We start from the raw sequence: 11738 nt of genomic DNA on the forward strand, positions 1-11738 counted from the left end.
CGGCAGGACGCCGGGTCCGTCCGTGCACACATAGCATGCGCCTGGCGACGCAACGGTTGCGCGACGGGGGTCACATCCGGGGTTCACATCGTGAGTTCACACACCGGAATCACACGGCCGAATCACACAGTCGGGTCCTCGCCGCGTTCGAGCGCGCGCCACATCTCCTTCTCCTGTGACGGTTCCTTCGCGTCCTTCGCCGCGCCGGGCGCCTGGTATCTCGCGCCCAGCCTCGGCATCCTGTGGCCGGCACGGACAAGCATCACGGCTGCCACGACGACGGCCACGCCCGCGAACAACGCCAGGACACGCGGTGGCAGCGCCTGCCCGTCGCCGAAGGCGCCGTTGACGGCCAGCCAACAAGCCGCGAAACCGGTCAGTGCCAACAACACCCCGACGATCCGGCGCGGCCAGCCACTGGTGGCCAGCACCCCGGCGATCCCCGCCAGGTAGATCAACGCCAGCGGGACCAACGCGCCGGCCTGCTCCGCCCCGGTCAGGTCCGACCACTTCAGCCGCGACGAGCCCCACAGCGCGGCCGAAGCCGCCAGCAGCAGGACCGTCACGATCCATAGTGGACGACGGTCCGGCGCCTGCTCAGCCATCGGCGGCCGGCCTGATCGTCTCGGCCATCGCGATCGCCGACAGCACCGCGCCCGCCTTGTTCTGGCACTCGTCGTCCTCGGCCGCCGGGTTGGAGTCGGCCACGATCCCCGCGCCTGCCTGCACGTACGCGACACCGTCCTGGACAAGCGCGGTACGGATGGCGATCGCGGTGTCGGCGTTGCCCGCGAAGTCGAGGTACCCGACCACACCGCCGTACAGGCCCCGCCTGGTCGGTTCGAGCTCCTCGATCAGCTCCATCGCCCGCGGCTTCGGCGCCCCGGACAACGTCCCGGCCGGGAAACAGGCCGTGACGGCGTCGAAGGCCGTCATGCCCGGCGCGAGCCTGCCGGTGACCGTCGAGACGATGTGCATCACGTGGCTGTAGCGCTCGACCCGGAAGAAGTCCACGACGTGCACGGACCCGGGCGCGCACACCCGGCCGAGGTCGTTGCGGCCCAGGTCGACGAGCATCACGTGCTCGGCGCGTTCCTTCTCGTCGGCCAGCAGGTCCTTCTCCAGGATCGCGTCCTCGTCCGCGTCCACGCCGCGCCAGCGGGTGCCCGCGATCGGGTGCGTGGTCGCCACCCCGTCCCGGACCGTGACCAGGGATTCCGGGCTGGAACCGACGATGTCGAAGCCGTCGAGCCGCAGCAGGTACATGTACGGGCTGGGGTTGGTGGTCCGCAGGATCCGGTACACGTCCAGCGGGTCGGCCTGGGTGTGCATCTCGAACCGTTGCGACACCACGATCTGGAAGGCCTCGCCTGCGCGGATCGCCTCCTTGGCCGTCTCGACGGCCTGGCCGAACTCCTCGCGGGTGCGGCGGCGGGTGAACCGCGGCCTGGGGCGTTCGAACACCATCGCCGTCGGCTCGGCGGTGGTGTAGAGGTCGGCGGACATCCTGTTCAGCCGGGCGACCGCGTCGTCGTACGCCTCGTCGACCCGCTGGGGCGAGTTGTCCCAGTTCACCGCGTTGGCGATGAGGGTGATCGTGCCTTCGTGGTGGTCGAGGGCGGCCAGGTCGGTCGCCATCATCATCACCAGCTCGGGGATGCGCAGGTCGTCCTCGGCCAGCTCGGGCAGCCGCTCCAGGCGGCGCACGGTGTCGTAGCCAATGTAACCGACCATCCCGCCGGTCAGCGGCGGCAGGCCCGGCAGCGGTTCGGTGTGCAGCAGCCGGAACGTCTCCCGCAGCGCTTCCAGGGGGTCACCGTCGCCGTTGAGGCCGTCGGGGACCTTGCCGGACCAGGTGGCCCGGCCGTCCTGGGACGTCAGCCAGGCGGCGCAGCTGGCCCCCACGAAGGACCATCGCGACCATGAGCGGCCGTTCTCGGCGGATTCGAGCAGGAACGTCCCGACGCGGTCGCCCGCGAGCTTGCGGTACACCCCGACCGGGGTCTCGGCGTCCGCCAGCAGCTTGCGGGTGACCGGGATCACCCTGCGGTCGCGGGCGAGGGCGTGGAACTCCTCGCGGGTGGGGCTGATCGTGCCCATCCCGGTGTGCACGGGCAGGTCCGATCCGATCACGCTGGCCATGCGGCCATTGTGCCGGGAAGGGGAAGGCGGGCACGACCGGGCCCATTAATTCATCACGTGTTGAAAAGTTTGCCCCGGCGGGTGATGATGGCCGGGTGACAACGGGCGCGGAACAAGAGGGTAAGCGGCGCGGGCGCCGTCCCGCCGGGGCGGACACCAAGACCGCGCTGATCGAAGCCGCTCGGGCGGTGTTCACCGAGCAGGGCTACGAGGGCGCCACGGTCCGCACGATCGCGAGACGGGCCGGGGTGGACCCCGCCATGGTCAACCACTGGTTCGGCGGCAAGGAAGGCCTGTTCGCCAAGTCCGTGCTGCAACTGCCGATCGACCCGTCGACGATCGTGAGCCAGCTGCTGGAAGGCGACCTGGACACGATCGGGGAACGGGTGGTCCGGACGTTCCTGACGGTGTGGGACAGCACCGGCGGCGGTCACTTCGCCGCACTCGTGCGCAGTGTCGCCTCGCACCAGCTGGCCGTGGAAGGCCTGCGGGACCTGTTCCTGAAACAGATCTTCGGCCGGATCGTCGCCAAGGTGGGCGTCGACAACGGCCTGTTCCGCGCCAACCTGGTCGCGTCCCAGCTGATCGGGATGGGCATGGTCCGGTACGTGACCCAGTTCGAACCGTTGAAGAACACCGACATCGAGACGGTCGTGGCAGCGGTCGGCCCGACGATCCAGCGCTACTTCACCGGCGAGATAACCGCTCCTCAGCCGCATGGGTCAGCGTGACGTCGCAGCGGCGCGGAAATCGCCGTCGCGCGTGGGGCGCCATCCTCCACGGGGAATTTCACGGTGCCGCAAAGGTCGACACGGGGTGCCGCAAAGGTGGACACGGGGTGCAGCAAAGGTGGACACGGCGTGCAGGAAGGGCCAGCCGCCGCGAGTGCCCTTGGGGTCTGCTAGTTCAGGTGAGCCGCTCTGGCCGCGGTCCTGAGCGGTGCCAGCATCCGAGCCACCGGGGACAGTTCGACGACCTCGCGGCTGCACTGCGCGCAGACCTCGATGTGCTCGTGGAACTCCTTGCTCTCCCGGACGTTCAGCACTCCGAGCACGTAGCCGCCCACCGTGACGGTGTACGAACACGCGGACGTCATGGTGCCTCCTTTGTAGACGGGCGAGTGGTGGCCCGGGGGTGTAGCCACCACTCGCCCTCGGCGTGGCGACTGCTGGGAGGCAAAGTCACCACTCGTCGCCGCGGTCAGTTCTTGGGGCGCACTGACGGCGGCGGGCCGGTATCGGGTTTCCCTGTCGGCAGGTCGTCCGCACGACCTTGGGTGGGAGCGGGCCGGTCCGGTCTCGGCTCCCCTTGTCTTGGCTCGTCCTGGTTCTGCTCGCCCGGTTTCGGAGCGTTCGACTGCTGCGGTTCGATCGGCTTCTGTTGTTCGGCAGGTTTCGGTTGCCCAGTCGGCAGCTGCGGTTGCACAGGCAGCTGCTGTTCGGCGGACTTCCCCGGTTCGCCGAACAGGTTCCCGCAGTACGCCGGAACGTTGTCCTTGCCGCCCGCGGCGGAGACCAGGTCGCCGAACACGGGACTGTCGAGCCGCTTGCCCTGCTCGCCGACCGGTCCCGAACCGGACAGCTCGCACAGTTCCCTGAGGGAGGGCGCCGGAGTGGCACCGTGGTCGCTGGTTCCGTTGCCCGGCTTCGGGTTGACGGTCGATTCACCTTGCGCGGGTTGCTCGCTCCGCGCGGCCGTGGACATCGTCGCACCGGTCGTCGAATGGTCGGTCGTCGAATAGCCGGTCGCAGCAGGGCCGGTCGGCACACCGGTCACCGCGGGGCCGGTCGTCGTACTGGTCGTCGCAGGGCCGGTCGAACCGCCCTGCGACGGCAGGTTTCCGGTCGCCGCGGCGAAAGCGACGCCACCGACAGCCATCGCGCCAATGGCCGCGGCCGCCACCTTCACGGTGGCGAGCTTTGTCAAGCCGTGCATCGAAGATCTCCGCGGCCGACCGGTTTCGGCGAGACGAGCCGTCCGAAACGCGGCCACTGCGGCTTCCTCACCCGCGAGTTCGCCGGGACGGGCCGGCGCGGACGCGTCCGCGAGCAGCTCACCCAGCGCACCCCGCGCCCGGTCCGGCACACCGTCGAGCCCCTGCTGCCCGGCGGTGTGCCGGTCCACCCGGCGGAAACGTTTCGCGCTCATCTCACGTACCTCAGCGTCACCGGCGGCAAAAGTGTCACACTGCCTGGTCAGGGCCCTTTTCCAGCAACTCGGCGAGGGCCCGCAGACCACGGTGGGCGGACGTGCGCACGGCCCCGGGCCGCTTGCCGAGCACCTTGCCCGCGGCCTTCGCGTCGAGCCCGACGACGACCCGCAACAGCACCGCCTCGGCCTGGTCGCGCGGCAGCTTCGCGATCATCGCGAGCGCGGCGTCGGTGGCCAGTGAGTCCACCGCGGACGCCGCGGTGTCACCGGGACCGGGCCGTTCGGCCAGTTCCTCGATCTGTCCCGCTTGGACCGGCCGCCGCTGCTGGCCGCGGAGGTGGTCCATCGCCCGGTTGCGCGCGACCGTGGTCGCCCAGCCACGGAAACCGTCCGCGTCACCACGGAAAGCGGGCAGGTCCCTGGCGATCTGCAGCCATGCCTCGGAAGCGACGTCCTCGGCGTCCTGCCCGACGAGCACCCGCAGGTAGCGCAACAGCGCGGGCTGGACGGACCGGTAGAGGACCCGGAAGGCGTTCTCGTTGCCACGCCGGGCCTGTGCGATGGCACTGGCCAGCTCCGATTCCGAACCTGAGTCTGTTGTGGACCTGGCGCGCCACGAGGGTCGCACGTTCCCACTGTCACCGAACACGGCGGCACTCTGCACGCGCGACATCCTTAGTCATCGTGCGACTGAAAGGAAAGCCCTGTCGCCGAATGAGATCAGCCCGGCAACAGAACGTCCGCGTCGAAGCACGTACGGTCACCGGTGTGGCACGCCGCGCCCTCCTGGTCCACGATCACCAGGATCGTGTCGCCATCGCAGTCGAGCCGGACTTCCCGGACGTGCTGCACGTGTCCCGAGGTCTCGCCCTTGACCCAGAGCTTCTGGCGGCTGCGGGAGAAGTACGTGCCCTTGCGGGTGGTCAGCGTCAGGTCGAGGGCCTCGTCGTTCATCCACGCCACCATCAGCACTTCGCCCGTGCCGTGTTGCTGCGCCACCGCGCACACCAGGCCGTCGGCGTTGCGCTTCAGGCGTGCGGCGATCTTCGGGTCGAGGCTCATTTCGGCTGCTCCAGGTAGTCCCGTGCCGGTTCGGTGTTCACCAGCACGGCCGTGTAGAGGTATCCGGCGGTGAGCAGGCCGGAGGCCGCGCGAACCCACCAGGGCGCGCCGTCGGACAACGCGATCAGCAGGTGCGCGAGGGCGAACAGGCCGGCCACGGCGATCGTGACGACCCGGACGAATCTCAACCGGACGAACAGGCCGACGCACACGGCCACCGCCACGATGCCGGTGCCGATCGGGAAACGCAGGTTCTGCGCGTCCCACAGCAGCGCGACCACCACGAACAGCACCGCGCCGACGCCGAAGACCCCGAGGGAGACCTTGACCTCGGTCGGGGCGTTCACCGGACCTCGATCCCGCCGGCCCGCATGGCGTCCTTCACCTCGCCGATCCGCAACTGTCCGAAGTGGAACACGCTGGCGGCGAGCACGGCGTCCGCGCCGGCCCGCACCGCCGGGGCGAAGTGCGAGACGTCGCCCGCGCCGCCGCTGGCGATCAACGGGATGTCCACGACCGCGCGGACGCGTTCGATCAGCTCGATGTCGAACCCGGCCTTGGTGCCGTCCGCGTCCATCGAGTTGAGCAGGATCTCGCCGACGCCGAGCTCCTGGCCACGTGCGGCCCACTCGATCGCGTCGATGCCGGTCCCCCGCTTGCCGCCGTGCGTGGTGACCTCGAAGCCGTCGCCGGTCCGCCGGGCGTCCACGGACAGCACGACGCACTGGGCGCCGAACCGCTGGGACGCCTCCCGCAGCAGCTCCGGCCGCAGGATTCCGGCGGTGTTGATGCTGACCTTGTCCGCGCCCGCGCGCAGCAGCCGGTCGATGTCGTCGACCGTGCGCACGCCGCCGCCGACGGTCAGCGGGATGAAGACCTGCTCGGCGGTGCGCCGGACCACGTCGAAGGTGGTCTCCCGGTCCGAAGAGGACGCCGTGACGTCCAGGAAGGTCAGTTCGTCCGCGCCCTCGGCGTCGTAGGCGGCGGCCAGTTCGACCGGGTCGCCTGCGTCGACCAGGTCGGCGAAGTTCACGCCCTTGACCACCCGCCCGGCGTCGACGTCCAGACAGGGGATCACACGTACCGCGACAGCCATGGCCAAAGCCTACGTGGACGAGACCGCGTAGCAGACTGTCCCCTTGGCGCCGCGGAACAGTCTGCTGCTGTAGATCACCAGCCAGCCGCCCGGGCCGTACTTGCGGGCCATCACCCGCCGGATCCGGTCGGTCCCGGCCGCGTCCAGCGCACGCGCGACGCCGGTGATCGGCTCGCTCTTCGGGTTGCCGCGCACGTCACACTCGGCCAGTTCGACGTTCTGGTTCCGGCGCAGACGTTTCACCTTGCCGGACTCCGACCGGGTCCAGAACACCAGGTCCTCGCCGTCCCGCGCGCACCAGACCGGGGTCGGCACCTTTGTCCCGTCCTTGCGGTACGTGGTGACCAGCACGTATTTGCTCTCGGCCAACCTGGCCAGCTCGGCGTCCACGCGGTGGGAGATTAGACCGGTTCGAGTGGTCGGTGTGGTTCGGCGGGCAGCTCGACGCGGATCTCGTCGCCCGGCCGGACGACACCTCCGGTGAGCACCACCGACATGATCCCCGCCTTGCGGACCACGGTGCCGTCCTCGTCACGGTCGACCACCTGCTTGAGCAGGCCCTGCTGGAACAGGTCGATCTGGATGCACGGGTTGCGCAGCCCGGTCACCTCGACCACGGCCTCGGAGCCGAGGTGCAGGCGGGTCCCGGTCGGCAGGCCGAGCAGGTCGATGCCACGCGTGGTCACGTTCTCGCCGATCTGCCCGGGCCGCACGGTGAACCCGGCGTCCCGCATCTCGTCGAACAGTTCCGCGTGGATCAGGTGCACCTGCCGGAGGTTGGGCTGGCTCGGGTCACGGGCGACCCTCGACCGGTGCTTCACCGTCACACCCTGGTGGACGTCGCCGTCGACGCCGAGCCCTTCGAGCAGCGTGATGCTGTCCGTGTTCGGTTTGGTGAACGTGTACTCCGCGCTTCGGCTCACGGCCGTGACCACCCCAGACATGACACCCACGATACTCAAGGGCCGCGTCAACCCTGTGTCTGCGGAACCTTCGCGTCGACCTTGGCGAGCGCGACCACGAGCACCGGCGCCAGCAACGCGACGGCGACCCACGGGAACGACGCGGGACCGAAGGCGTCGAGGAAGATCCCGCCGACCAGGCCACCGGCCGCCATCGACCCGTTCCACGCCGTCACGAGCATCGACTGGGCCGTGTCGCCGCCGTGCCCGATCGCGGTCTGCAGCAGAGTCGGCACGCCTCCCCAGCCCAAGCCCCACAGCACGGCCGCGACGTAAGGACTGCCTGTCAGCCCGACGGCCGCCACGGCGACCAGCACCGTGCTCGCGATCAGGAGGAGCCGTAGCCTGCGGTCGATGTACACGCCGACGATCCAGATGCCCGCCATCGACGCGGCGCCCAGCAACAGCAACACCAGGTCCACGTCTCCACCGGCGTAGGCGAGGAACGGCGCGATGTACGTGTAGAGCACGTTGTGCGCCAACACGAATGCCACGACGACGAACAGAATCGCCGCCACGCCCGGGATCGTGAGCGTCCGCCGGAACGAGACCCGCTCCCCGGCCCGCTGGCCGGGATAGTCCGGCACCAGCATGGCGATCCACACGATCAGCACCGCCGCGATGCCGGACACGACCGCGAACGTCACCCGCCAGCCGACGAGCCCGCCGAGGAACGTCCCCGCGGGCACACCCAGCGACAACGCGATCGGGATACCGGCCATCACCACGGCCATCGCCTTGCCCTGCAAGCCTTCCGGCGCCATCCGGCGGGCGTAGCCGGCCAGCAGCGACCACACCACGCCCGCCGCGACGCCGGCGACGAACCGGGCGGTCATCGTGAGCGCATAGCTCGTCGAGATGACGGTGACGGTGTTGGCCACCGCGAATCCGACGATGGCCGACAACAACAGGTGCTTACGCCGCCACTTCGCTGTCACGGCCGACAACGGGATCGCGGCGAGGGCGGTGGCGAGCGCGTAGACGGTCACCGACTGGCCCATCGCGGACTCGCTGACGGCCAGGTCGGTACTCATCCCGGGGAGTAGTCCGGCGGGCAGGGCCTCGGTCAGAATGGTGACAAAAGCGGCTGTGGCCAACGCGATCAGCGCTCGTAGCGGCAGTTTCCGATCCATGCCGGGTATGCTCAAACCTTGACATCGGTGTGAAGGTCAACGTGGCGTGAGGGGGACCACAGATGCGGATCGGTGAGCTGTCGGAACGCACCGGCACGCCCCGCAGGCTGCTGCGTTACTACGAGGAACAAGGCCTGATCAAGGCCGACCGGCTCGCCAACGGCTACCGCGACTACGACGAGGCCTATGTGGACCGGGTGCTGCAGATCCGCGGCCTGCTCGACACGGGCCTGTCGACCCGGATCATCAAGCAGATCCTGCCGTGTCTCAACAAACCCCGTGAGATCCACTTCGACGAGGCGACCCCGGAAACGCTCGCGTTGCTGGCGTCGGAGCGCGACAGGATGACGGCGCGGATCAGGTGCCTGACCCGCAACCGGGACGCCATCGCGGAATACCTGGAGATGGTCAGCCGAGCGTGAGCTCGTCCAGCGGCAGGGACCGCAGGAAGTCCTTCGCGTCGAAGATCTCCCCAGCGGTCACGACACCGGAGGCGTCGCCTTCGAGGATTCTCCCGACGGCCTCCACCACGATCGGCGCGGTGAAGGCGTAGATGTCACGGCCACGCGCCGACGCCCGCCGTTCCTCGTCGCCACGCCGGACCGCGACTTCGACGAGGAAGACCTGGTCGGATCGGCCGCTGTCGTCGGCGGCCCGCGGCCCCTTGGTGTCCGGGTCGCTGAGGTCCCTGAGCGGGGCGGTGTTCAGGAAGGCGTTGACGCGCGGCGTTTCCAGGTGCCGGGAGATGGTGATCACGTCGGTGGTGGAGAACTCGCCGACGACCTCCTGCCGCCCGAACGGTTCGGGGAACGTCCACGTCCCGGTCGGCGACGCCACGTCGGGCGCGAGCACGCGCAGGTGGCCGTCGGTGAAGACCACCCGCCGCCCGGCCCTGCGCTTGCCCGCGAGCAGCGTTCCCTTGGTCGGGTGCCAGCTGTCGAGCGCCACGGCGATGGAGATCTCGTCGGCCGACGGCCAGTCACCGATCGCCGCGGTGGCGAGGAGGTCGCCCAGCGCGCCGTAGAACGCCATCACCGGCGCCACCACGATGCCCGCCTCCTTCACCCGGGGATCGTCCTGGTAGGTGTCGAAGGTGTTGATCGCGACGAGCGTCTCACCGGTGACGTCCAGGTAGTGGATTCCGGCGCGCAACGCGGCCTCGACCAGCGGCGGTGTGGTCTCGGCGAACGGCCCGGCGCAGTTGATCACCGCGGCCGTCCCGGCGATCGCCTGGTCGAGCGATGCCGGGTCGTCGACCGAGGCGACCCTCGTGTCCATGCCGGGGTACGCGGCCGCCAGCTTCGCCGCGTCCCGCCCGGACAACACCGGCGTGAAGCCGCGCTCCAGCAGCTCGGCGGCCACGAACCGGGCGGTGTGCCCGTACGCGCCGAACAGCGCGATCTTCGTCATCAGTCTTTCCTCCAGTACTCGTCGGACGCGCTGTCGATCCTGCTCACCAGGACGTCGCGGGAACAGCGGGATTGACGTCAGCCTCCGCTAGGTTCGCGTCATGCGTGCGCATTCCGTCGTCATGGCCGTCACCGAGGACATGCCGGTCTTCGAAGCGGCCGTCCCGTGCCAGGTCTTCGGTGTCGACCGGCCGCACCTGGCCGATCCCTGGTACTCGTTCACCGTGGTCCCGGTCGGGAACAGGCCGGTCCGGCTGAGCCCTGGCTTCACCGTCGCGCCGGTCAGCGGCGGGTGGGATCTCGGCACGACGGACACCTTGGTGGTCCCGGCGTGCACGAACGTCCACGACGCCCCGCCCGCCGAGCTGGTCGCCGTGGTCCGGGAGGCGTACGAGCGCGGAATCCGAATCCTGTCCATCTGCTCGGGCGCTTTCATCCTGGCCGCCGCGGGCGTGCTCGACGGGCGCCGCGCGACCACCCACTGGCTGCACGCGGACGAGCTGAGCCGCCGCTATCCCGCCGTCCGCGTCGATCCGTCCGTTCTGTACGTGGAGGACGCCAACGTGATCACGTCCGCGGGGACCGTGGCGGGGATCGACGCGTGCTTGCACGTGGTGCGTATCGACCACGGCGCCGCCGTGGCCGCCGAGCTGGCCCGGCGGCTCGTCACCCCGCCGCATCGGGACGGCGGACAGGCCCAGTACCGCCCGGCCGCGCCCGTGGTCCGCGACGACTGGCTGGCCCCGCTGCTGGACTGGGCCGACGAACACCTGCATCTGCCGCTGACCACCGCCGACCTGGCCGCGCGGGCGAACGTCAGCGTGCGCACGGTGGAGCGCCGGTTCGCCGAGGCGCTCGGGATGTCGCCGCTGCGCTGGCTGCTTCAGCAGCGGGTGCGCCGGGCTCAGCAGCTGCTGGAGACCAGCGACCGGCCGGTCAGCTGGATCGCCGACACGTGCGGGTTCGGGGGCGCGGCCGGTCTGCGGGCGCATTTCGCGCGGATCGTCGGGATGTCGCCGACGACGTACCGGCGCACGTTTGTCCTAGATCGTCAACCCGAGGTTGACGCTACGCGGGTCGTCAACCTACAGTTGACGGATGACGGACGCACCCCGCCTCGGCGAACTCATCGACGCAGTGGAGAAGCTGCACCCGGCCGGCGACCCGTTGAAGCGGCTCACTGACGCCATGCTGATCGCCCAGCACCTCGGCGAGCTGGCCGACCACCTGATCGGTCACTTCGTGGACCGCGCAAGGCATTCCGGCGCGTCGTGGACCGAGATCGGGCAGAGCATGGGCGTGACCAAGCAGGCCGCGCAGAAGCGGTTCACGTCCAACGCGCCCGAACAGCTGGACGTCTCGCAGTTCGCCCGCTTCACCGACATGGCCCGGGTGGCCACGGTGGCGGCGCAGAAGGAAGCCGAGCGGCTCAAGCACGCCGAGATCGCCCCGGGCCACATCTTGCTCGGCCTGCTGACAGTGCCGGACGGCTTGGCCGCCAAGGCGATCAAGACACTCGGCGGCGAGGTCGAGACCGTCCGTGCCGCGGTGATGGCCAAGCTGGGCCCGGCCGTGGACGCTCCGCCGAGCGTGCACATCCCGTTCTCCGGTCAGTCCAAAAAGGTCCTGGAGCTGACGGTGCGGGAAGCGTTGCGGCTGGGGCACAACTACATCGGCACCGAGCACATCCTGCTGGGACTGCTCGCCCTCGGCGACAGCACGGTCAACGACACCCTGACCGAATCACGTGTCCCCGCCGACCGGATCGAGACCACCATCCTCA

At 69.7% G+C, this 11738-nt stretch carries 15 protein-coding genes and 1 pseudogene; 4 read left to right on the top strand and 12 right to left on the bottom strand.

Annotated features, from left to right (window positions below; translation table 11 throughout):
- Window positions 1–122: 122 nt before the first annotated feature.
- Window positions 123–605 carry a Trp biosynthesis-associated membrane protein gene (locus tag GC106_RS03540; protein ID WP_173124224.1) on the bottom strand — a complete coding sequence of 161 codons (483 nt, stop codon included), beginning with the start codon at window positions 603–605 and terminating at the stop codon, window positions 123–125.
- Window positions 598–2142, bottom strand: a complete 1545-nt coding sequence (locus tag GC106_RS03545) for an anthranilate synthase component I (protein WP_173124226.1) — start codon at window positions 2140–2142, stop codon at window positions 598–600. The genes GC106_RS03540 and GC106_RS03545 overlap by 8 nt, the downstream gene beginning before the upstream one ends.
- Window positions 2143–2237: 95 nt before the next feature.
- Between GC106_RS03545 and GC106_RS03550 the strand changes: the two genes are divergently transcribed.
- Entirely contained in the window at window positions 2238–2873 is a 636-nt protein-coding gene (locus GC106_RS03550; protein WP_173124228.1) for a TetR/AcrR family transcriptional regulator, read from the top strand.
- Window positions 2874–3043: 170 nt separating this feature from the next.
- On the opposite strand, the gene GC106_RS03555 is transcribed toward GC106_RS03550, so the two are convergent.
- The 9 genes from GC106_RS03555 to GC106_RS03595 form a co-directional block, all read right to left on the bottom strand.
- The gene (locus tag GC106_RS03555; protein WP_173124230.1) at window positions 3044–3238 is read right to left on the bottom strand and encodes an anti-sigma factor; all 195 of its coding nucleotides are present in this window, start codon (window positions 3236–3238) and stop codon (window positions 3044–3046) included.
- Window positions 3239–3342: 104 nt separating this feature from the next.
- A complete protein-coding gene (locus tag GC106_RS03560) occupies window positions 3343–4290 on the bottom strand; it encodes a hypothetical protein (RefSeq protein ID WP_173124232.1) in 948 nt (315 codons plus the stop codon).
- A gap of 34 nt (window positions 4291–4324) precedes the next feature.
- Window positions 4325–4921 (bottom strand): RNA polymerase sigma factor, encoded by a 597-nt coding sequence (locus tag GC106_RS03565; RefSeq protein ID WP_312872385.1) that lies wholly within the window; start codon window positions 4919–4921, stop codon window positions 4325–4327.
- Window positions 4922–5013: 92 nt separating this feature from the next.
- Complete coding sequence (hisI, locus tag GC106_RS03570; protein ID WP_173124236.1) at window positions 5014–5355, bottom strand: phosphoribosyl-AMP cyclohydrolase; 342 nt, start codon at window positions 5353–5355, stop codon at window positions 5014–5016.
- The gene (locus tag GC106_RS03575) at window positions 5352–5702 is read right to left on the bottom strand and encodes a hypothetical protein (RefSeq protein WP_173124238.1); all 351 of its coding nucleotides are present in this window, start codon (window positions 5700–5702) and stop codon (window positions 5352–5354) included. The genes hisI and GC106_RS03575 overlap by 4 nt, the downstream gene beginning before the upstream one ends.
- Window positions 5699–6451 (bottom strand): imidazole glycerol phosphate synthase subunit HisF, encoded by a 753-nt coding sequence (gene hisF / locus GC106_RS03580; RefSeq protein WP_173124240.1) that lies wholly within the window; start codon window positions 6449–6451, stop codon window positions 5699–5701. The genes GC106_RS03575 and hisF overlap by 4 nt, the downstream gene beginning before the upstream one ends.
- A 9-nt stretch (window positions 6452–6460) precedes the next feature.
- A complete protein-coding gene (locus GC106_RS03585; protein ID WP_173124242.1) occupies window positions 6461–6841 on the bottom strand; it encodes a PPOX class F420-dependent oxidoreductase in 381 nt (126 codons plus the stop codon).
- 11 nt (window positions 6842–6852) lie between these two features.
- Window positions 6853–7395 carry an MOSC domain-containing protein gene (locus GC106_RS03590; protein WP_173124244.1) on the bottom strand — a complete coding sequence of 181 codons (543 nt, stop codon included), beginning with the start codon at window positions 7393–7395 and terminating at the stop codon, window positions 6853–6855.
- Between the two features lie 26 nt (window positions 7396–7421).
- The gene (locus GC106_RS03595) at window positions 7422–8546 is read right to left on the bottom strand and encodes an MFS transporter (RefSeq protein ID WP_173124246.1); all 1125 of its coding nucleotides are present in this window, start codon (window positions 8544–8546) and stop codon (window positions 7422–7424) included.
- Between the two features lie 62 nt (window positions 8547–8608).
- Here GC106_RS03595 and GC106_RS03600 point away from each other — a divergent pair, with 62 nt between their 5' ends.
- The gene (locus GC106_RS03600; protein WP_173124248.1) at window positions 8609–8968 is read left to right on the top strand and encodes a MerR family transcriptional regulator; all 360 of its coding nucleotides are present in this window, start codon (window positions 8609–8611) and stop codon (window positions 8966–8968) included.
- On the opposite strand, the gene GC106_RS03605 is transcribed toward GC106_RS03600, so the two are convergent.
- Complete coding sequence (locus tag GC106_RS03605) at window positions 8955–9956, bottom strand: saccharopine dehydrogenase family protein (RefSeq protein WP_173124250.1); 1002 nt, start codon at window positions 9954–9956, stop codon at window positions 8955–8957. The two genes, GC106_RS03600 and GC106_RS03605, sit on opposite strands and share 14 nt — an antisense overlap.
- Window positions 9957–10056: 100 nt before the next feature.
- On the opposite strand from GC106_RS03605, the gene GC106_RS03610 reads away from it, so the two are divergent.
- Together GC106_RS03610 and GC106_RS49980 are read left to right on the top strand one after the other, a co-directional pair.
- Window positions 10057–11139: a GlxA family transcriptional regulator gene (locus GC106_RS03610; RefSeq protein WP_173124252.1), complete on the top strand. Its 1083-nt coding sequence runs from the start codon at window positions 10057–10059 to the stop codon at window positions 11137–11139.
- 199 nt (window positions 11140–11338) lie between these two features.
- Window positions 11339–11663: pseudogene (locus GC106_RS49980) on the top strand (Clp protease N-terminal domain-containing protein); the annotation flags it as partial.
- Window positions 11664–11738: the final 75 nt, after the last annotated feature.

It is taken from the genome of Kibdelosporangium persicum (assembly GCF_013280595.1).
GTDB lineage: Bacteria > Actinomycetota > Actinomycetes > Mycobacteriales > Pseudonocardiaceae > Kibdelosporangium > Kibdelosporangium persicum.

What these genes read in the sequence shown, in the direction of transcription:
- GC106_RS03540 (WP_173124224.1), bottom strand. Translation starts at nt 605, where the DNA reads ATGGCTGAGCAGGCGCCGGACCGTCGTCCACTATGGATCGTGACGGTC.
- GC106_RS03545 (WP_173124226.1), bottom strand. Translation starts at nt 2,142, where the DNA reads ATGGCCAGCGTGATCGGATCGGACCTGCCCGTGCACACCGGGATGGGC.
- GC106_RS03555 (WP_173124230.1), bottom strand. Translation starts at nt 3,238, where the DNA reads ATGACGTCCGCGTGTTCGTACACCGTCACGGTGGGCGGCTACGTGCTC.
- GC106_RS03560 (WP_173124232.1), bottom strand. Translation starts at nt 4,290, where the DNA reads ATGAGCGCGAAACGTTTCCGCCGGGTGGACCGGCACACCGCCGGGCAG.
- hisI (WP_173124236.1), bottom strand. Translation starts at nt 5,355, where the DNA reads ATGAGCCTCGACCCGAAGATCGCCGCACGCCTGAAGCGCAACGCCGAC.
- hisF (WP_173124240.1), bottom strand. Translation starts at nt 6,451, where the DNA reads ATGGCTGTCGCGGTACGTGTGATCCCCTGTCTGGACGTCGACGCCGGG.
- GC106_RS03590 (WP_173124244.1), bottom strand. Translation starts at nt 7,395, where the DNA reads ATGTCTGGGGTGGTCACGGCCGTGAGCCGAAGCGCGGAGTACACGTTC.
- GC106_RS03595 (WP_173124246.1), bottom strand. Translation starts at nt 8,546, where the DNA reads ATGGATCGGAAACTGCCGCTACGAGCGCTGATCGCGTTGGCCACAGCC.
- GC106_RS03600 (WP_173124248.1), top strand. Translation starts at nt 8,609, where the DNA reads ATGCGGATCGGTGAGCTGTCGGAACGCACCGGCACGCCCCGCAGGCTG.
- GC106_RS03605 (WP_173124250.1), bottom strand. Translation starts at nt 9,956, where the DNA reads ATGACGAAGATCGCGCTGTTCGGCGCGTACGGGCACACCGCCCGGTTC.
- GC106_RS03610 (WP_173124252.1), top strand. Translation starts at nt 10,057, where the DNA reads ATGCGTGCGCATTCCGTCGTCATGGCCGTCACCGAGGACATGCCGGTC.